This is a genomic window from Pelagibacterium halotolerans B2 (assembly GCF_000230555.1).
Classification (GTDB): domain Bacteria; phylum Pseudomonadota; class Alphaproteobacteria; order Rhizobiales; family Devosiaceae; genus Pelagibacterium; species Pelagibacterium halotolerans.
The window spans coordinates 3,074,776-3,093,153 of sequence record NC_016078.1 but is presented as its reverse complement, the minus strand read 5'-3'; the positions used below and the strand labels follow the sequence as shown (position 1 = coordinate 3,093,153).

Annotated in this window: 18 protein-coding genes and 1 pseudogene; 11 read left to right on the top strand and 8 right to left on the bottom strand. The window is 60.9% G+C overall.

The window, feature by feature from the left end; translation table 11 throughout:
• Positions 1-41: 41 nt before the first annotated feature.
• Positions 42-839, bottom strand: a pseudogene (gene cysQ, locus KKY_RS20885) (3'(2'),5'-bisphosphate nucleotidase CysQ); the annotation flags it as partial.
• 75 nt (positions 840-914) lie between these two features.
• Entirely contained in the window at positions 915-1,517 is a 603-nt protein-coding gene (locus KKY_RS15155) for a sugar transferase (RefSeq protein ID WP_041528814.1), read from the bottom strand.
• 526 nt (positions 1,518-2,043) lie between these two features.
• Here KKY_RS15155 and KKY_RS15150 point away from each other — a divergent pair.
• Positions 2,044-2,265: a hypothetical protein gene (locus KKY_RS15150; RefSeq protein ID WP_041528813.1), complete on the top strand. Its 222-nt coding sequence runs from the start codon at positions 2,044-2,046 to the stop codon at positions 2,263-2,265.
• 89 nt (positions 2,266-2,354) lie between these two features.
• On the opposite strand, the gene KKY_RS15145 is transcribed toward KKY_RS15150, so the two are convergent.
• Both KKY_RS15145 and KKY_RS15140 read right to left on the bottom strand, forming a co-directional pair.
• The gene (locus KKY_RS15145; RefSeq protein ID WP_041528812.1) at positions 2,355-2,693 is read right to left on the bottom strand and encodes a hypothetical protein; all 339 of its coding nucleotides are present in this window, start codon (positions 2,691-2,693) and stop codon (positions 2,355-2,357) included.
• A 60-nt stretch (positions 2,694-2,753) separates the two neighbouring features.
• Positions 2,754-3,338 carry a transglutaminase-like cysteine peptidase gene (locus KKY_RS15140; RefSeq protein ID WP_014132252.1) on the bottom strand — a complete coding sequence of 195 codons (585 nt, stop codon included), beginning with the start codon at positions 3,336-3,338 and terminating at the stop codon, positions 2,754-2,756.
• Between the two features lie 292 nt (positions 3,339-3,630).
• Between KKY_RS15140 and KKY_RS15135 the strand changes: the two genes are divergently transcribed.
• Complete coding sequence (locus KKY_RS15135; protein WP_014132251.1) at positions 3,631-4,044, top strand: hypothetical protein; 414 nt, start codon at positions 3,631-3,633, stop codon at positions 4,042-4,044.
• A 33-nt stretch (positions 4,045-4,077) separates the two neighbouring features.
• Here the strand turns inward: KKY_RS15135 and KKY_RS15130 are convergent, their stop codons facing one another.
• Positions 4,078-5,199 (bottom strand): pyridoxal phosphate-dependent aminotransferase, encoded by a 1,122-nt coding sequence (locus KKY_RS15130; RefSeq protein WP_041528811.1) that lies wholly within the window; start codon positions 5,197-5,199, stop codon positions 4,078-4,080.
• A gap of 27 nt (positions 5,200-5,226) precedes the next feature.
• A complete protein-coding gene (locus tag KKY_RS15125) occupies positions 5,227-6,567 on the bottom strand; it encodes an NAD(P)H-dependent oxidoreductase (RefSeq protein ID WP_014132249.1) in 1,341 nt (446 codons plus the stop codon).
• A gap of 143 nt (positions 6,568-6,710) precedes the next feature.
• On the opposite strand from KKY_RS15125, the gene KKY_RS15120 reads away from it, so the two are divergent.
• From KKY_RS15120 to KKY_RS15110, 3 genes are all read left to right on the top strand, one after another.
• Positions 6,711-7,766 carry an enoyl-CoA hydratase/isomerase family protein gene (locus tag KKY_RS15120; protein ID WP_014132248.1) on the top strand — a complete coding sequence of 352 codons (1,056 nt, stop codon included), beginning with the start codon at positions 6,711-6,713 and terminating at the stop codon, positions 7,764-7,766.
• Between the two features lie 282 nt (positions 7,767-8,048).
• Positions 8,049-9,086 carry an AbiTii domain-containing protein gene (locus KKY_RS19730; RefSeq protein WP_050811733.1) on the top strand — a complete coding sequence of 346 codons (1,038 nt, stop codon included), beginning with the start codon at positions 8,049-8,051 and terminating at the stop codon, positions 9,084-9,086.
• A 212-nt stretch (positions 9,087-9,298) separates the two neighbouring features.
• Entirely contained in the window at positions 9,299-10,405 is a 1,107-nt protein-coding gene (locus tag KKY_RS15110) for a bifunctional transcriptional activator/DNA repair enzyme AdaA (RefSeq protein WP_014132247.1), read from the top strand.
• Here the strand turns inward: KKY_RS15110 and KKY_RS15105 are convergent.
• Together KKY_RS15105 and KKY_RS15100 are read right to left on the bottom strand one after the other, a co-directional pair.
• A complete protein-coding gene (locus tag KKY_RS15105; protein ID WP_014132246.1) occupies positions 10,384-10,578 on the bottom strand; it encodes a heavy-metal-associated domain-containing protein in 195 nt (64 codons plus the stop codon). The genes KKY_RS15110 and KKY_RS15105 overlap by 22 nt on opposite strands.
• An 86-nt stretch (positions 10,579-10,664) precedes the next feature.
• Complete coding sequence (locus tag KKY_RS15100; protein ID WP_014132245.1) at positions 10,665-11,897, bottom strand: MFS transporter; 1,233 nt, start codon at positions 11,895-11,897, stop codon at positions 10,665-10,667.
• 209 nt (positions 11,898-12,106) lie between these two features.
• Here KKY_RS15100 and KKY_RS15095 point away from each other — a divergent pair, with 209 nt between their 5' ends.
• The 6 genes from KKY_RS15095 to KKY_RS15070 all read left to right on the top strand — a co-directional run bounded on the left by KKY_RS15095 (position 12,107) and on the right by KKY_RS15070 (position 18,315).
• Entirely contained in the window at positions 12,107-12,397 is a 291-nt protein-coding gene (locus tag KKY_RS15095) for an STAS domain-containing protein (RefSeq protein ID WP_014132243.1), read from the top strand.
• A 1-nt stretch (position 12,398) separates the two neighbouring features.
• Positions 12,399-12,764, top strand: a complete 366-nt coding sequence (locus KKY_RS15090; RefSeq protein ID WP_139305164.1) for a response regulator — start codon at positions 12,399-12,401, stop codon at positions 12,762-12,764.
• A 43-nt stretch (positions 12,765-12,807) separates the two neighbouring features.
• Complete coding sequence (locus tag KKY_RS15085) at positions 12,808-15,006, top strand: chemotaxis protein CheA (RefSeq protein ID WP_014132241.1); 2,199 nt, start codon at positions 12,808-12,810, stop codon at positions 15,004-15,006.
• Positions 15,007-15,167: 161 nt separating this feature from the next.
• Positions 15,168-15,656 carry a chemotaxis protein CheW gene (locus KKY_RS15080; RefSeq protein ID WP_014132240.1) on the top strand — a complete coding sequence of 163 codons (489 nt, stop codon included), beginning with the start codon at positions 15,168-15,170 and terminating at the stop codon, positions 15,654-15,656.
• Between the two features lie 315 nt (positions 15,657-15,971).
• The gene (locus tag KKY_RS15075) at positions 15,972-16,703 is read left to right on the top strand and encodes a FadR/GntR family transcriptional regulator (protein ID WP_041528810.1); all 732 of its coding nucleotides are present in this window, start codon (positions 15,972-15,974) and stop codon (positions 16,701-16,703) included.
• A gap of 22 nt (positions 16,704-16,725) precedes the next feature.
• Positions 16,726-18,315: an ABC transporter substrate-binding protein gene (locus KKY_RS15070; RefSeq protein ID WP_041528809.1), complete on the top strand. Its 1,590-nt coding sequence runs from the start codon at positions 16,726-16,728 to the stop codon at positions 18,313-18,315.
• The last annotated feature ends 63 nt before the right edge of the window (positions 18,316-18,378 follow it).

The following is an 18,378-nucleotide window of genomic DNA, read 5'->3' as shown; positions in this document are numbered from 1 at the left end:
ATCGAGGCAACAAGGGCGCCGTCTCCGACAGCCCAGAAATGGGTGTTGGCGAAATCTGTGTCATGGGTCTGGTTGCGCTTGCCATAGGCGAGCGGGGTGCCGTCCATATCGAGCACCCGACCGCCCGCGGCGCGCAGGACTGCGTCACCCGCTGCCGTGTCCCACTCCATGGTGCGCCCGAAGCGCGGGTAAAGATCGGCTCCGCCCTCGGCCACGAGGCAGAATTTGAGCGAGGAGCCCATCGATGCGAAATCGGCGATCGAAAGTCCATCGAGGCGAGGGTCATCTTCCCCGCTGCCATGCGAGCGACTGCCCACCAGGGTCAATCCCTTGGGTGGCGCCCCGCGTACGACAATAGGCATGGGTTGGACGAGCGTGTGATTGTCGACCAGCGAAACAAAGGCACCGCCAGCGGTGCTGCCCCACCAGATGCGCTTGAGGGCAGGGGCATAGACGACGCCGGCCACGGGCGCACCGTTCTCGATCAATGCGATATTGACGGTAAATTCGCCATTGCGGGCGATGAACTCCTTGGATCCATCGAGCGGATCGACAAGGAAGAACCGCTCACCACACTCGGGAGCGTCGCCATTCGCAACGGCTTCTTCGGCGATGATCGGAACATCGGGAAATGCTGCACCCAACCTCTCCAGGATCAGGGCCTCGGCAGCGGTGTCGGCCTCGGTGAGAGGTGAAGCGTCGCTCTTGGTGGTTACCTCGAACTTGCGGCCGTAAATCGAGAGGATCAAGGCGCCGGCTTCGAGGGCGATCGCATTGAATATATCGATGATATCGCCCGTCCCGGCGGAAGGGACGGAGGTTGATTGGGCCGTGGGCATCATCTTGGAACTCGTAACTGTAGGGAGAGTGGTGCCCATATATACGCGGGGTGCGCGTTCTATGAAACCGGGCACCTAAAGGCCGGTGCCGCCCAAAAATTCCTGCCGCAGCGTCTTCCAGATGATCTTGATATCCAAAAGCAGCGAGAAATTTTCGATGTAGGCAAGGTCGTGATCGATCCTGGCGCGCGCCCTGATTGCATTATCGGTGGGACCGCGGAGGCCATTGGCCTGGGCCCAGCCGGACAGGCCCGGCTTCATGGTCTGGCGCGCCTTGTAATAGGGCACAAGCCGTTCGTAGGTGGTGCCGCCGGCAAACATGCCAAAGGCATGGGGCCGCGGCCCGATCAGCGACATGTCGCCCTTGAGAATATTGAAAAGCTGCGGCAGTTCATCAAGAGAAGTGCGGCGCAGGAAACGTCCAATCGGCGTTATTCTGGGGTCGTCGCTGGTCGTCTGGGCAACACCGGAAATATCGCAGCGATCGATATACATCGTGCGGAACTTGTAGATTTCGATCGGTTTGCCGTTGAGGCCCTCTCGGGTCTGGCGAAAAAGAATGGACCCTTTGCTCGACGTCCGGATCGCCACAGCGATCAGCAGGAAAGCCGGCGAGAGCATGATCAGGGTGATCGCACTCACCAGAACGTCCATGACCCGTTTGAGAGCCAACTGCATAGACCGCTTGTGGGTTGAATGGGCCAAAGCAGGCCCGTCTTGGAGAAAGGTCAGCCGGAGTCCCGACTGTTGGGACACGCGAGCGGTCCCGTTATATCCGGACGGCGGGATCGCCGAAACAGATTCGGACATTGGATAGTCGTAAGTCCGGCTTTGGGCGTGCACCCGCTCCTTGGCCAACTCCAGCATTTTCCCAATCCTCAACACTACTAGCACCAACGTAGGCTGCAGGCCTCCTATGGCACAAATTTGTCTATTCGTGAACGGCTAGTTACCGATTGGTTAATGGGAAGGGCGGTCATTTCATAGACGACTAACCCTATGGCTTTAATATCTTTCTCTGAAAAACTTGTGGATTCCCGGGCGTTTGCGAAGTTCGGGACGTATGGGCGGCATGCGAAGCGTGAGCCGCTGCCATGCGGAGAACGCAGCCCTCCGCAAGAGAACGGGAACAATTGGAAGCACTGATTTGGAACTTTTTTAATCCGGCACGTCTAATCTGGGCAGACGAAATTCGAGGTATGCCATGCCAGTTCTCGGGGTTTTTGCTCTCGCTGCCTACACGAGCTATCGCTATGGCGTCGTTTCTTGCCTTGCTATCGGCGTGACTCTCTTTTTCTGGGCGCTGATGGCGCTTTTGATGGGCGTGCCGTTCCTTGCGATCGGCTGCGTTATTGCGGCAGGTAACATGGGTTGGCTCACCGGGCTGTGGCTGCAGTCCGAGGCACAAGCCGAAATCGCCCGTTAAGACCGTAGTTTCGAATCCTTGACTTGAACGACAAAGCCCCGCCGAGCGTATCGGACGGGGCCTGGTTGCATGCTGTGCGTTGGGGGCTGTCAGTCGTTCGGGGTGTGAGCGATATCCTTGAGGAAGTTTATCGCTCTTGGCCTGGTGTCTTTTTGCAGGGTCGGCTTTTGTTGGGTTTGGGGCTGGTTCGACCCTTGTTGTTTTTGTGCAGGAGCGAATTGGCTCACCTGAACTGGAGTTTGGGCGGTGCGGCGGGCGAAGAGGAAGACGGCCAGGCCGATGACAATGCCGCCGGCAATGGCAAACAGAAGAACCGGTTGTGCCTGATCGAAGAAAGAAAGGGTCATGGTTTGCCTGTCGATCGCGGTTGTACGGATGCCCGGCCCGCGCCGGGCTGAGCATAGGATGATATTTGCTGCCGGTGCCATGCGTTCCTGCGATCAGCGTTAACCGCAAGGCAAGCCGGCCTGTTTCTTTTTGTTTTGTTTTCAGGAAATGGCGTTCCAGCGCCTTGGGTCGTTTGAGGACATTGCGGTGAGCGTGTGTCCTGTCTGGCTGAAGGGCTTGATCTGGCTTGTGAGGTTGTCGAGCACATAGTCGCCCTGATCGGTGCGGACCACGAGCACGGCATGTCCCTCGCCGCGGGCTGTAAAGCCGATGGCCAGGCGCAGGGCGCCGGCGGGCACGCCGCGGGCGATGAGCTGGGCGCGCTTGTTCATCGCATAATCCTTGCAGTCCCCGACCCTTGCGCCGACGGTCCAGACCTGGGTGGCGCGCCTTTGGGGGCGGATCGAGGCATTGACCGAGCGATTGACCGTGTTGAGGACGCTCATGAGATTTGTGTCCATCTGCACCTGGGCGGCGGGTGCCGAGGCGCAGTGGGCGGGCGATGTCATGCAGAAGATCTGCAGGCCCAGGGGGGCGGCCGTGGCCGAGGATGTGGCGATGCGCATGACCGAGCCGGAGAGACCGGTGCGGTCGATGGGCTGGGGGGCCAAAGCGAGGGCGGGCGCCGCAGCGGCGGCAAGAGAGAGCGCCAGGGCGGCACTGAACACAAGGGATGTGATACGCATGGTCGGTGGTTCTCCACAAAAGGGAGCCCCACGGAGCCCATCGATGACCCCCGGCAGCGCCCCCAAAGCTTTCTGCTGAAACCATCATGACACCCGCCCATTTCAAACTTGTCGCTTGTTTGAATACAATTTGATGTAAATAGAAAGGGAACCGATCCACGCGCAGAATCTTGTTGATTTGCCAGCACTATTTTGCCGGCGACGGGCAAGCGCATGGTTATTGACTCATGAACGACCCTGACGTATGACTTCAAATTGGAACGGTGCATTCTACGCCTGGAGGCGTCTCAATATGTTGAAATTTATCAAGTCAGCGGCCGTGGCCGCCCTTCTTTCGGCAGCCGTCGTGGCGCCTGGTTATTCCCAGACAGTTGATACATCGGCCGTGGTTGCCGCCTGTGCGCCGGTCGATGCGATCGAGGCCGACTGTCTTGCTGCAATCGATGCTTTTGTGGCGGCACTGGCTGGCCTTCCGGCCGCAGATGCCGATGCTGCTCTCGGCGTACTCGCGGGCGACCTTGCAGCGGCTTCTCTTGAAGAGGGGAGCAACTCGGCGGTGATCGCCGCTGGTCTGACCGCTGTCGCCGGCGAAGTCACGGATCCCGAACAGGCCGCCCAGATCATTCAAATTGCTGCTGCGGTTGAAGCCGATACCGACATTCCGGTGTTTGCGGTCGACGGCGGCACGCCGGCCAGCCCGAACTGAGTTTTAAAGAATGCCCGCTTCGGCGGGCATTTTTTATCGGTTTTCTGTTTTGATAATATCTTCAAGGACATCGCAGGCAAGGGCGATGTCCTTTGGCGTGCCAACGCTCATGCGTATGCAGCGGTTCAGGCCGGGTGCGGCGGGTTTGCGGATGAAGATGCCGTGGGCCTGCATCCCGTTGAGCAGCATTGTCGCGTAGGTGTCGTCGGCGCCGCAATCGATCGCTACAAAATTGGTGGCCGAGGGGATGGGTTTGAGGCCCAAGGTCTTGGTGCGGCTTATGATTTCGTCGCGTCCGGCGGCTATGGCGGCGATGGTTCGGGCCAGATAATCCTGATCGGCAAGCGCTGCCGTGGCGGCGATCTGGGAGAGCTTGGTGACGCCGAAATGATTGCGGATGCGATCGAAGCCCGCGATGGTTCGCGGGGCACCGATGGCGTATCCGACCCGCATGCCGGCAAGACCATAGGCCTTTGAAAATGTACGATATCGCAAGAGGTTAGGGCGCATGAGCGTTATCGGCGGCAGCGTGCCGGCGGGCGCGGTTTCGCCATAGGCCTCATCGAGGATGATGAGGGTGTCCTCCGGAACTGCCTCGACGAAGCGGGTGATTTCGCTCGCGTCCCACCAGGTCCCCATCGGATTGTCGGGGTTGGCGAGATAGACGATTTTGGGTTTGACGCCCAAAACGCTGTCCAAAAGCCCCGAGAGGCTTTCGCGGTCGTTTTTGTCGTAGGGGACAGTGACGCATTCGGCGCCCTGGGCGGCGACGTGGTAGTTGAAAGTGGGGTAGGCGCCGAGCGAGGTGACGATCCTGTCGCCCGGTTCAAGATAAAGCCGGCAGGTGAGCCCGAGCAGGCCATCGATCCCTTCACCGATGGTGATGGTTTCCATCGGCGTGCCCAGATGGCGGGCAAGTGCTTCTTTTAGTTCATAATTTTCAGAGTCACCATACGTCCAGACATCGGATGCCGCCCCGGCGATGGCGGCGATGACCTTGGGGGACGGGCCGAAAGGGCTTTCGTTGGCCCCCAGCCTTGCCCTGAATTTGATGCCCGTTTTTCGCTCGATGACCTCGGGACCAACGAAGGGAACGGTGGCGGGGAGGTTTGCGATAATGGCGGCGAGTTCAGGTCCGGCCATGGTCTTCCTCATTGTGACGCCCAAAGGACCCTGGGTGCACTAGGCCCCCACGGCCAGTGGACCGAGATCGAACATCGCGTCCTGGCGCTGCCGGAGGGCAAAAAGCTTGGTCGAAATGTCGGGCGTCGCGTTGGCGGCGGTCAGAAGTTCGCCCTTTTTGACCGGGGCGGTGACGCGCCCGCCTTCGAGCAGGCCGACAGGGATGGCGCGGGCGGTGCGGGCATCGGCAATCGTCATGGTCCATGAGCGATAGCAGGTCTCGCCGATGGCATCGAAAACCTCCCCGACGGCCAGGTCGCGCTTGGCCAGGGCGCAGACTTCGGCGACCGGATTGGCGAGCGGCACCATATCGGGTTTGCCATAGAGCATGATGCGCGCGGCGGTGAGGGGCACTTCGAGACTTGTGAGGTGATAGGGGCGGTAAAATCCGTAATAGGGACCGATCCCCACATGAAGATCGTCCATGCGTTCGACGACGCGGGGGTGGGTGGCCTTGGCGACAACGAAGACCCCGGGAGCCACGCCCTTGCCGATCGTGTAATCGACAACGCCCGATCTTTCGAGCACGCCGCCATCGGCGCGCGGGATCAGAACCTTGGGCAGCGTTTCACGGTCGGCGTTGGGGCCGTGCATGCCGGGGCGGTCGGGGACCAGCCCTGTGGCGTTGGCGATGGCGGCCATTTCCACCATGGTTTTCGACCCGTCGATGAATTCGACGAGCATGCGCGGGTTCATGTTGCGGCGGGTTGCTTCTTCCCGATAATCGTCGGGCACCGCGTCATGGTTTAACGGATTGTTCTTGCCCTTGCCTGCGGCAACGATTTCGAGCCCGAGGGCCGAACAGAATTCGATCAGCTCCATGCACGAGGACGGTTCATCCCCGGCGCCGACCGAATAGACGACCCCGAGCCGGTCTGCCTCGTGCTTGAGGTAAGGACCGATGGTGACGTCGGCCTCGACATTCATCATCACCAGATGCTTGCCATGCTCCATGCCGAGCAGATCGAAATCGGCGCCCACGCCGGGCTTGCCTGTAGCGTCGATGATGACGTCGATCTCGGGGGCGGTGACCATCAGTTCGGTATCGGCGGTCACCGCGATCTTTCCCCTGTCGATGGCGGCGCTCATGGCCGAGCGGCTTTCCACTTCGCGCGCGTGGGATTTCCCTTCACCGGTGCCATAGGCGATGTCCATTGCGGCCATTGCGGTATGGGGGCGGCGGGTTGCGATGGCGGCGATTTCGATGCCGGCCATGAGCGAAACCTGGGTCACCAGATCGGTGCCCATTTCGCCCGATCCGATAATGCCCAGACGGACCGGCTTGCCTTTGTCCCTAAGGCGCTCGAGGTCGCGCGCGATACCCGTTTTGGAGATTGTCATGACCCTTGGGGGCTCTTTGTGCAAATTGGAATTGGTATGGCGCCTGTCTAGATCATTTTGCCGCTCATTGGAAATAGAGCGGGAACGTCTTTCCTTGGTTCTCGCTTGGCTTCAGTATGAACGAAGACAACAGGGGATGGTTCATGGACGAGATTTCCATTTCGATCGAAGGGGCGTGCGGCATCATCAGGCTGACCCGGCCCAAAGCGATCAATGCGCTGAGCGCCGAGATGATCGCGGCGGTGCGCTATGCGCTGGACGAATGGGATGAAAACGAGGCCGTGCGGACCGTTCTGATCGAAGGCGAGGGCGAAAAGGGGCTTTGCGCGGGCGGCGATGTGCGCAGAACGCGCGAGATGGCCATGGCAGGGGAAACCCGGGCGGTCTTTTCGTTCTTTGCCGACGAATACGACATGAACGGGCTGATCGCGACCTATCGCAAGCCCATCATCGCCTTCCAGCACGGCATCGTCATGGGCGGGGGGATCGGGATTTCCTCGCATGCGCGCTACAGGATCGCGACGCCCACGAGCCGGTTTGCCATGCCCGAAGGGGCTATCGGGTTTTTCTGCGACGTGGGGGTCAACGCCATTCTCTACAAGACCAGCGAGGCGCGGGCGCTGGCGTTCCTGCTTTCGGGGCAGACGGTGGGGGCGGCCGATGCGATTGCGCTCGGGCTGGCCGATACGGTGGTGCCCGAAGATGGGTTGGCGGACTTGCGGGGCCGGGTGATCGAAGCGGCGCAGGCGGGCGATCCCGATACGGCGATCACCGCGTTGATCCAGTCGGAATCGATCGATGCGGGGACGGCGGATTTTTGCGCGCTTTCCGATTCACTGGCGGAAATTTTTGCCGCGCCCGATGCCGAAAAAATCGTCGAAGGTCTGCTCGACTGGTCCGAGGATGGCGATCCGGGCGCCGCGGCGCTCTACGCTTCGATTGCCCGCCATTGCCCGACCGCGCTTGTGGCCATCGTCATGTCGCACCGGCAGGCGCGGCACAAGCGCGACGTGCGCGCCATTCTCGAGGACGATCTGGCCCTGGCCCGCTACATGTCCATGCGCCCCGATTTCGCCGAGGGGGTGCGGGCGGTGCTGGTGGACAAGGACAAGGCGCCCAAATGGGACCCGGCACGGTTGGCCGATGTGGATATCGCGGCGCTGGAGCGGGTGCTGGGGGAAGCGGAGGCGGTGGGGTAGGGGTGGGGGATATGTCTCGACGCTTGCGGCGGCAGCCTGGTGACCGGTATGCGACATGGAGTTTCCGTTTCGGGGTGGGTTGCTGCCAGTAGCACCCCTCAATTGTCACGACCGCTGTGCGAAACGGAGCGGACGTTCGCAAATGCAGAAATAATGGCCGACACATAGTGCAAGCCCCACCGAAATACGTCCACACCCAGCAATGGAACAGTCGCTTTGCATCTCGACAATCTCCAAGCCCGCGGCTTTAATTGAATTTGGCTATGAAGAAGTTGGGTGGAAATGGCTATCTCGAAATCGTCTGCTGCGGAATCGTATGAACTGACAAATGATCTCCTTGCGGACCTCGAACTTGAACGGCTGCCGCTTGCCAGTTGTGTCATGAAAGCATCACGTCTTGCACGCCTCGTTGGGGATGACGATCATTTCTTGGTTTTTCGGCATGAGCTTTCGGGATACCCGTCCACTCCGAACGGAGTTAAACCCGAGGTATGGCGTCTTCTCAAAGCTGCGGATCGCATTAAGCAAGTGAAAAAAACTGATGACAAAGGCAAGGACACCGGAGAAACGATCGAACGCGCAGAGATAAGATCAATCGCGAGTATTGAAGAAAACGCGGCAACTCTACGAATGCGCCTTAGCTTCTTCCAGCCGCAGCCGATTAATATCTCCTCGGCAAACCCAAACCAGTACGTGCATGCTCCTTTTCGTAATCTCCAAGTTGAAGCCAATATCGCTGCGAATTGTCGCGACGAGATGGCCGTCTTGGCTGCGAGACGCGCGTTTGTTTACGATTTCGCACTAACCAAGCACTTCGAGCTACGTGTATCTTCGGCTGCTGAAGACATCTTCGCGGGCTATCGAAAAAGAGTGGATGAATATCTCGGCGACCTCATTCCGGACGAGCTACGTCGATTGGACTCGATCCGAGGCAATCTCACATCCGACAATCCAGAGGATTGGGCCAACGCTGGGCACAGTTGTCGGCGACTACTGCAAGCTGTCGCGGATGTACTCTACCCATCTTCTGATCAACCGGTAAGGTCGACCAGCGGAAAAACCATTCAGATTGGAAAAGACAACTACATCAACAGACTCGTAATGTTCTGTGAAAGCAAGGCAATATCTGGCGTATCGTTCAAAGTGATGAGTGCTGATCTCAAGTATATTGGCGAAAGGCTGGATGCTGTATTCTCTGCAGCGCAAAAAGGTTCTCATGCGGAAATAGATCTATCTGAGGCCCAGCGATTTGTGATCCATACCTACTTATTGATTGGGGATATCCTCGACCTCAACGCGGAAGCCTCGCATCTGGGATGAAGACCGAACGAGTACGCTCTGCGTGTGTCGGATCGATCGCATTGCCGCACTTGATCCGAACGACTGCTATGGGCTCGAAGTAGTCGTCCGGGTCCCGAGGAGTGAATGACCGCATAGGGGTCGAAACCACCCGCCCCACGACACCGCCACAATTTCCAATAAACGCCCGATTTCCGACTTACCGCTCAGCGCACCGATGCTATCAAAATCCCATGCTGTTCGATCTTCCAGACCATGACACACTTTACCGGGCGCTGGTTGCGCGCGATGCGCGGTTTGACGGGCAGGCTTTTGTCTGCGTGTCCTCGACGGGGATTTTCTGCCGGCTGACCTGTCCGGCGCGCAAGCCGTTGTCGGAGAACTGCATGTTCCGGGCGAGCATCGGGGAGTGTATCGAAGCGGGGTTCCGGCCCTGCAAGCGCTGCCACCCCATGCAGGCAGCGGCGGCGGACGATCCGGTGGTCAGGGGATTGCTCGAAGCGCTCGATGGGCGGCCCGACAGGCGCTGGACGGAGCGCCATGTGGCGGACATGGGCTATGACCTTTCCACGGTGCGGCGCAGTTTCAAGCGCCATTTCGGCATGACGTTTCTCGAAATCGCCCGTCGGCGCAGGCTGCGCGAGGGGTTCGAGACGCTGGCGGAGGGCGGCAAGGTGGTGACGGCGCAGCACGAGGCGGGGTTCGATTCCCCCAGCGCGTTTCGCGCCGCCTTCGCCCGTATCCTGGGCTGCGCGCCGGGGGATTTGAGCCGGGACGGCCTGTTGCGGGCGCGTTGGATCGCGACCCCGCTGGGCGACATGATCGCGGTGGCGAGTGCGACCCATCTCCATCTTCTCGAATTTATCGACAGAAAGGCGCTGCCGGGGGAGCTCAAGCGATTGGGTGCGGCGGCCAGGGGCAGTATCGGGCTGGGCCGGACCGGGCCGACCGAACAGGTGGCGGCGGAGCTGGGCGACTTTTTCGCGGGACGTTCGGCGCGGTTCGAGGTGCCGCTCTATCAGGAGGGGAGCGCGTTCGCGCAGCGGGTCTGGTCGCAATTGCGGGCCATCCCGGCGGGGCAGACCCGCAGTTACGGTCAGATCGCCAAGGCAATCGGGCAGCCATCGGCGGTGCGTGCGGTGGCGCGGGCCAATGGCGCCAACACGCTTGCGCTGGTTGTGCCGTGCCACCGGGTGATCGGGGCGGACGGAGCGCTGACCGGGTATGGGGGCGGGCTGTGGCGCAAGCAGCGCCTGCTCGAGATCGAGCGCCAGTACAGGGCCGGGCCCGGAGGGGCGCAGGCGATGCCCGCGCCGCTTCAGCGTGGGGTGACGGGATAACCGGCGGCGGCCAGCGCGGTTTCGACATCGGACAGTCTGGCCGAGGTCCGGATGGCGATGGTCTTTCGTTCCAGATCGGGAGTGACCTGACTGGCGCCGTCGAGAGCCCTGAGGGCATCGGTGATCGTTGCAACGCAGCCATCGCAGGACATGCGGGCGATATGAAATTCCATCCGGGCCTCCTTTACGTGTCTCAGAGAGCAACGGATAGACCTTCCCGCCATGGGAAGGTCAAGAGGCCATCGCCAATTCGTTGCGCTTATGCCGGCGCCGTGGCCGTCGGGGCGCCGCCCACCTGTCTGGGAGGCGGGAAGGCGAGGGCCATGATGGCGGCGGCGACGCCGATGGCGGCGGACGCGATATAGAGGAAATGGTAGCTGCCATAAGTATCGTAGAGCCAGCCGCCACCGACGGGGCCGAAGGCCATGCCGATCGATGAGGTCATTGTGGCGGCGCCCAGCACCGTGCCCATCACATGGGGGCCGAAATACTCGCGGGCCAGCACCGCATAGAGCGGCATCACCCCGCCATAGGCCATACCCAGGACAACCGCCAGCATGTAGAAATCGGTCAATCGGGTGACGTAGATATAGGCGTATATGCCGACGGCCTGCAGCGCGAGGCCGGCGATGATGACTTTCTTGACGCCCAGCCGGTCGGCGGCAAGCCCGAAGACGACGCGTCCGAAAAGGCCGGCGAGGCCCTCGACGCTATAGATCGAGGCGGCGGCCAGCGCCGGAATGCCGCACAGCATGGCGTAGCTGACCGTATGGAAGATCGGGCCGGAATGGGCGGCGCAGCATAAAAAGAAGGTGGCGGCGAGGACGACGAATTGCGGCGTGCGCAGGGCGGCAAACGCGGTGGTCGGGGCCGGTTGGTGCGGCGCGACGTCCTGGCCGGAGGCCGGGTTTGCGTCCGGCGCGGCTTGCGGCGCGCGGCGGATCAAAAGGCCGGCGGGGGCGAGAAGCGCGGTGGCGCCGATGGCGGTCATCGACATGGCGCTGCGCCAGCCGAACGCCTCGATCAGGATCGAGGCAAAGGGAGTCATGACCATGGGCGCGACGCCGGCGCCCAGCGAGACCAGCGATACGGCGAGCGAGCGGTGTTTGTCGAACCAGCCCACTGTCGTTGCCATGAGCGGGGCAAAGAATGCGCCGCCGGCCATGCCCACCAGTCCGCCATAGGCGAACTGGAAAACGACAAGGTCGGAGGTGGTGCTGGCGAGGTAGAGACCGCCGCCCAGGATGAAGGCGGCGACGAGGACGACGGGGCGGGCGCCGATCCGGTCGGTGAGCGTGCCCCAGAAAAATCCGGCGACGCCCATGACGATAAAGCCGATGGTCATGGCCATTGAGATGCCGGCTCGCGTCCAGCCGGTTTCGTCGGCAATGGGCTGGAGATAGACGGGCAGGGCGAACATCGCGCCCATCGCCACACAGGTCATCACCGCGCCCGTTGCGACGATCACCCAGCCATAATGAATCCGCGACATTTCATGGTCCCTCCATATGCGCTCAACAAAGGACGCCGGGGAGAATCGATTGCCGACAGGTGCCATCGAAAAATTTCCACCGGTGGCGCCGATCGGCGGGGCCGGATGCAATCGATTTCAGTTCGGCATCCGCTATGGTTAGGAATTCTTAAACGCTTCATGGACAAACTGCGGCCAATGAAACCGTAAGGGCGGGGAGTCGGCCTTAAATGGCGAAATCGCAAGTTCAGTCCGTGGTGCTGCCCCGGGTTGTCGACCTCGATGCGCTCGATGAGATCGCGGAAACGCTGCTCGGTGCGTTGTCGGCCGGGCCGGTCGACGTCAATGCCTCGGCGGTCGAGCGGGTTTCGACGAACGCCCTGTTCATGCTTTTGAGTGCCGCGCAGACGGCGAAAAAGGCCAAATTCACCTTCACCATCTCGGGCGCGAGCACAGCCGTCGCCGCCGCCATCGAAAAGCTGGGCCTGGCACCCGCCTTCGAACCCGTTCTCAAGGGATAATATCGATATGCGCGTTCTTACCGTCGACGATTCGCGGACCATCCTCGCGATGCTGCACCACACGCTCACCAATGCCGGTTTCGAGGTGCTTCAGGCCGAAAACGGGCAGGTCGGGTTGGACGTTCTGGGGCGCGAGAACGTCGATGTGGTGATCACCGACATCAACATGCCGGTGATGGACGGCATCGAATTCATCAAGAACGTCAGGGCCACCGGCAAGCACCAGAGCCTGCCGATCCTGATCCTGACCACCGAAACCAGCCAGGACAAGCGCGACCAGGGGCGCGCTGCGGGCGGGACAGGCTGGATCGTCAAACCGTTCGATCCCGAAAAGCTCATTTCGGTCATCAACAAGGTCGTTCACTGAACGTGAACGCGTTTATATCGCCAATGGGGGCTGTGGCTAAAAGATGAGTGACCTCGACGAATTCAAGGCCACCTATTTCGACGAATGTTCCGAACTGCTGCTCGAACTCGAGGAGCAGTTTTCGGCCATCCAGGAGGGTGACCGGGACGGGGACAGGCTCAATGCCGTTTTCCGCGCCATCCACTCGATCAAGGGCGGTGGCGGGGCTTTCGGGTTCGACGCGCTGGTCAAATTCGCCCACAGCTTTGAAACGCTGCTCGACTATGTGCGCGACGGAAGGGTGGAATTGAGCGAAGACGTCGTCGTTCTTTGCATCCGCTCGATCGATATCGTGGCCGATTTCGTGACGGCGGCGCGCGAGGGGGAAACACTGGCCGCCGATTACGGCGCCGTGGAAAAGGCCCAGTTCGATGCGCTGGCAAGGGGCGAGGCGGGCGGCGGCGCGGCGCCGGTCGTCGAAGACGAACCGATGGACGAATTCGACATCGATTTCACGCCCGTCGCCGTCAATTTCGACGCCGACAAGCCCATGGCCTCGGTCGCGCCCTCTGCCGATGGGGCGAGCGTGTGGACGATCAAATTCACGCCCTTTTCCACGCTTTACGAACGGGCCAACGATCCGCTGCTGTTGTTCCGTGAACTGGGCCTTTTGGGCGAGATGAGCGTCGAGCCGAACCTTGCCCCGATCCCGGCGCTATCGGCATTCGAGCCGTTCGGGGTCTATTGCTCGTGGACGATTTCTCTGGTTTCGGACAAGGCGAGCGAAGAAACCATCCGCGAGGTGTTCGAGTTCGTTGATGGCGATTGCGAAATCGTCATCGAAAAAGGTGGTGCGGCGCCGGTGACGATCGAGGAGGATCTGCCCAGCTTTGCGGCGCTGGCCGAGGAGGCCAAATCCGAGCGCAAATTCGTGCCGAGCGGGGAACCGGACGATATCGTGGTGCCCGAGACCGAGACGGAAACAGCCAGGGACGAGCCGGCGCCTGCTTTTGCACCCAATGTGGTGCCGATGGCGGCCAAGCCGGCCGAACCGGCCGAGGAGGCTGGATCGGGACGCCCGGTGGGCATGAGCTCGATCCGCGTCGATCTCGACAAGGTCGACCGCGTCGTCAACATGGTGGGCGAACTGGTCATCACCCAGTCGATGCTGACCCAGCAGATGGATGACGCCATTCGCGACCGCTATCAGGAGCTGGTGCGCGGCATCGAGGTTCTGGCGCAGACCACGCGCGGACTGCAGGACGCTGTGATGGCCATTCGCGCGCAGCCGGTCAAATCGGTGTTCTCACGCATGCCGCGCCTGGTGCGCGAGCTGGCGTCCAAGACCGGCAAGAAGATCAAGCTCGAAACGATTGGCGAGAACACCGAAATCGACAAGACGGTGATCGAGCAGCTCTCCGATCCGCTGACCCATATGGTGCGCAATTCGGCCGATCACGGGATTGAAAGTCCCGACAAACGCATGGCGAATGGCAAGCCGGAAATCGGGACGGTGCGGCTGTCGGCCGAACAGGCGGGCGGCAACATCCTGATCATCGTCGAGGATGACGGGGCCGGGATCAATCGCGAGAGGGTCCTCGAGATCGCGCGCGAGCGCGGGGTTGTCGGTCCCGACCAGCAATTGACCGACGAGCAGATCGACAATCTGATCTTTGCGCCGGGCTTTTCGACCGCGTCGGAGGTTTCCGACATTTCGGGCCGCGGTGTCGGGATGGACGTCGTCCTCTCCAACATCAAAAAGATCGGCGGGTCGGTGCATGTGCGCAGTTGGACCGGCAAGGGCACGCGGATGACGCTGCGTCTGCCGCTGACGCTGGCCGTGCTCGATGTGATGCTGGTCAAGGTGGGGGGCAGCCCCTATGTGATCCCGCTCTCCTCGATTGTCGAAACCATCCAGAATTCGCGCGCCGATTTCGGGCAGATGCCGTCAGGCGGCAAGGTCCTGCAGGTGCGCGGGGAATATGTGCAGGTGGTCGACCTGGCCCAGCGCTTCCAGATGGTTTCGCAACAGGACGCGGCGGACGGATTTGTCGTGCTCTGCGAAGCGGAAGGCAATTCCAAGATCGCACTGGTGGTCGATGACATCATCGGCCAGCAACAGGTGGTCATCAAATCGCTCGAAGAGAATTTTGAACGCATCGACGGCATCGCGGGGGGCACGATCCTTGGCGATGGTAACGTTGCGTTGATTGTTGATGTGCAATCTCTCAAATCGGGAAATGCGCATCAGAATGCTGCATAGATCATTTCACCGTTTCACGGAAACGGCGCAACGATCTTAGTTTTTGTCTGGTCGCGCTTCCGAACCGGATAGGTGGTGCCCACCTATCCTGGAAACGCTCCTGGGCCGGATGGCCCGAAATCTGGGGGACAGAACGCTCCCCGTTCTAACGAGGTCACGATATGGAAGCGCTTGGTCTTCGCGACGAATATTCGGACACAACGGCAGGAGCCAGCCAGAACTCGCTGCAGCTTATTGCCTTTTCCATCGATGAACAGATCTATGGCGTCGAAATCACCACCGTGCGCGAAATCCGCGCCTGGAACGGGGCGACGCCTTTGCCCAACACGCGCGAATATGTGCGCGGGGTCATCAATCTGCGCGGCACCATCGTGCCGATCTTCGATCTGCGCGCCCGCTTCGGGGACGGCCAGACCAACCCCACCAAGAACCACGTCGTGGTGGTGATGAGCGTTGGCGAAAAGTGGATCGGCATCCTTGTCGATGCGGTCTCGGACATCCTGACCGTTTCCAAGGACGATATCCACGCGGTGCCCGAGGGCAATTCGGGCGATACCGAGCTTTTGAACGGCATCGTCACCCATGACAGCCGCATGGTGGGGCTGATCGACCTCGCCGCGGTGGTGTCGGGCGCCAAGACCGACGCCTGACGCACTCTGCCCATTGAGCAATAAACGAACCCGCCCGCTCCGGCCGGCGGGTTTTTTCGTGCCCGAAGCCTGTCGCGTTGAAGGGAAGCACGACAGTCCCCCGAGCATTTCAGCGCTTCTTTGAAGCGCTCTAATTGCTCCAAGTCTTTGTTTTGTCGCAGCGCCGGCCTTTGCCGGAAGTCCTGACAATCGGCGGACACGAAACGGGCCAGCCCACCGGTTCGACCGGACGGCGCAATTTTAGGTTGCAGGATATCCTACAAGTCGATATGGTACAGGAACAGTCGCAACCCGCTTGAGCCAGGAGAAGTGAATTTGAGCCGGCCCCTCAGACCTCTCGAGAAAGCGCCACCCCTGCACATCAGCGTGCAGGAAAGCCTGCGCAGCTATATCGAGGAGAACGCGCTGGAGGCCGGCGCGCCGCTGCCACCGGAGAGCTTTCTCGCCCAGCAATTGGGTGTCGGGCGGAATTCGGTGCGTGAGGCCATCAAGGCTCTGGAATCTCTGGGGGTGCTCGAAACGCGGCGCGGCGTCGGGGTTTTCGTGAAGGAGTTCTCTTTCAAGCCGCTGCTGGACAATCTGGCTTACGGGCTGCAGGCCTCGCTGCGCGATATCGAGGAGTTGCGGCAGATCAGGCTGGTGCTGGAAACCGGGCTAATCGACAAGACCATCGAAATGATAAGCGCGGAAGACCTTGATGAACTGCGTCAGGTGACCGAGCGGATGCGCGTCAAGGCCGAGAGCAACCAAAGCTTCGCCCAGGAGGACCAGCAGTTCCACAAGCTGCTTTTCCGCTGCCAGAACAATCAGATGCTCAGCTCGCTCATCGATATCTTCTGGACGGCCTACTACAAGACGTCAGGGTTCGCGGACCTTGAAAATCCCAATCCTCTTTCCACCTGGCGCGACCACCACGACATCGTCGAAGCGATCGCGGCCAGGGATGCAAAAGCAGCCCGCGAGCGGCTGGCCGCCCACTATTCCGGCATCCAGGAGGTGGTGGCCCAAAGCCGCTCCGCGCTGTCCCCCGACGATTCGAAAGACTGAAAAACAAGCAAAGGAGGAAACCATGCTTGGGAGGAGACTTGGACGATTGGCGGTCCTGGCAGGACTGGCCATGGCGGGAACTGCCCTTGTGGCATTGCCCGTTGCGGCTCAGGACCAGGGCAAGACGATTGTCGGCGGGTTTGACGTGGGACCGGGAGGGTTTCCCGGCAATTTCAATCCGCTGACCGCGACGGCCGGATTTACCTGGCTCAACACCTATTACGAGCCGCTCGTTACCTATACCGCCGATCTTGCGGAACTGACCGGGGAACTGGCCGAGGATTATTCGACGAGCGAAGACCTGACCACATTCACCTTCAATCTCGCCGATGCAACCTGGCACGATGGCGAGCCGTTCACGTCGGCGGACGTCAAGTTCACCTTCGATCTGGCCATGAATGCACAAAGCGGCAGTATTTTCGCGGCGCGCCTGGGCGACGTGGTTTCGGTGGAAACCCCAGATGAGAAGACCGCCGTCGTGACCTTGAGCGGACCCAATGGCGGTTTTCTTTCCACAATCAGCCAGCTCATGATGCTGCCCGAGCACATCCTGGGGTCGATGCCGGCCGCCGAGCTGGCGCAAAGCGACTGGTGGTCGACGAGCCCGGTGGGCACCGGCCCCTTCAGCTTCGTCCAATATGTCAGCGATCAGTATGTCGAGCTCGAAGCGTTCGAGGATTACCGCGACGGACGCCCGCAGGTCGACCAGCTCATCAACCGCTATTTTGCCGATCCGGCTGCCGCGGTGGCGGCCCTGAGGGCGGGAGAGATCGCGTTTACCTATGCCGAGCCCGACGATGCGGGGAGCTTCGAGGACGACGCGGATTTCTCGGTCATTGTCGGGGATTCCTTCGTGCTCAACTATATCGGGTTCAATCACCGGACCGAGTTGTGGGACGATGTGCGGGTGCGCCAGGCGGTCATGCATGCCATCGATCGCGATGCCATCATCGAGAGCCTGTATAACGGCGCCGCTACCAAGGCCCAGTGCAATTACGTCGCGCCGCAATATGTGCCCGACGACCTGGTCGATTATTCCTACGATCCGGAAAAGGCGCGCAGCCTTCTGGCGGAAGCGGGGTGGGACCAGATCAACGGCACCCGGGAGATTTCGTGGGTCACCTATTACGACAGCCCGCAGGTCGCCAACATCATGGCCGCCATTCAGTCCATGCTCGCGGAGGTCGGGATCAACGTCGTGCCGCGGGTGGTGGATGTCCCCACATATAACGGCATCGTGCGCGGGGATGACGTGGACCAGTTCCCGATGGTCTATGCCGGTGCGGGCAATGGTCCCAACCCGGCCCAGCACAACATCAACCTCAATTCCGGCCAGACGCCGCCCAACGGCAACAACATCATGCATATCGCCCTGCCCGAACTCGATGCGGCGCTGGAAACGGCAATGAGTGAAGCGGATCCCGAGCAGATGGCCGCGCGCTGGCAGGACGTTTGCCGGATCGTCAATGAAGAAATGCCGTGGGGATCGATGTGGGTCGCCAACCGGTACGGTATCGCCTCGAACGCGCTCGAGAACTTCGTCTGGACCCCGGCACCGGGCGGCGGACCGTTCGAGATGAACCCCGAAGACTGGGACATCACGGCTGAATAGAGCCAGGCAGCGGGCGAGGCTTCGGCCCCGCCCGCGCTCGCCGGTAGGACCCGCCATATCCCG

What these genes read in the sequence shown, in the direction of transcription:
- KKY_RS15155 (WP_041528814.1), bottom strand. Translation starts at nt 1,517, where the DNA reads ATGCAGTTGGCTCTCAAACGGGTCATGGACGTTCTGGTGAGTGCGATC.
- KKY_RS15150 (WP_041528813.1), top strand. Translation starts at nt 2,044, where the DNA reads ATGCCAGTTCTCGGGGTTTTTGCTCTCGCTGCCTACACGAGCTATCGC.
- KKY_RS15145 (WP_041528812.1), bottom strand. Translation starts at nt 2,693, where the DNA reads ATGGCACCGGCAGCAAATATCATCCTATGCTCAGCCCGGCGCGGGCCG.
- KKY_RS15140 (WP_014132252.1), bottom strand. Translation starts at nt 3,338, where the DNA reads ATGCGTATCACATCCCTTGTGTTCAGTGCCGCCCTGGCGCTCTCTCTT.
- KKY_RS15135 (WP_014132251.1), top strand. Translation starts at nt 3,631, where the DNA reads ATGTTGAAATTTATCAAGTCAGCGGCCGTGGCCGCCCTTCTTTCGGCA.
- KKY_RS15130 (WP_041528811.1), bottom strand. Translation starts at nt 5,199, where the DNA reads ATGAGGAAGACCATGGCCGGACCTGAACTCGCCGCCATTATCGCAAAC.
- KKY_RS15125 (WP_014132249.1), bottom strand. Translation starts at nt 6,567, where the DNA reads ATGACAATCTCCAAAACGGGTATCGCGCGCGACCTCGAGCGCCTTAGG.
- KKY_RS15120 (WP_014132248.1), top strand. Translation starts at nt 6,711, where the DNA reads ATGGACGAGATTTCCATTTCGATCGAAGGGGCGTGCGGCATCATCAGG.
- KKY_RS19730 (WP_050811733.1), top strand. Translation starts at nt 8,049, where the DNA reads ATGGCTATCTCGAAATCGTCTGCTGCGGAATCGTATGAACTGACAAAT.
- KKY_RS15110 (WP_014132247.1), top strand. Translation starts at nt 9,299, where the DNA reads ATGCTGTTCGATCTTCCAGACCATGACACACTTTACCGGGCGCTGGTT.
- KKY_RS15105 (WP_014132246.1), bottom strand. Translation starts at nt 10,578, where the DNA reads ATGGAATTTCATATCGCCCGCATGTCCTGCGATGGCTGCGTTGCAACG.
- KKY_RS15100 (WP_014132245.1), bottom strand. Translation starts at nt 11,897, where the DNA reads ATGTCGCGGATTCATTATGGCTGGGTGATCGTCGCAACGGGCGCGGTG.
- KKY_RS15095 (WP_014132243.1), top strand. Translation starts at nt 12,107, where the DNA reads ATGGCGAAATCGCAAGTTCAGTCCGTGGTGCTGCCCCGGGTTGTCGAC.
- KKY_RS15085 (WP_014132241.1), top strand. Translation starts at nt 12,808, where the DNA reads ATGAGTGACCTCGACGAATTCAAGGCCACCTATTTCGACGAATGTTCC.
- KKY_RS15080 (WP_014132240.1), top strand. Translation starts at nt 15,168, where the DNA reads ATGGAAGCGCTTGGTCTTCGCGACGAATATTCGGACACAACGGCAGGA.
- KKY_RS15070 (WP_041528809.1), top strand. Translation starts at nt 16,726, where the DNA reads ATGCTTGGGAGGAGACTTGGACGATTGGCGGTCCTGGCAGGACTGGCC.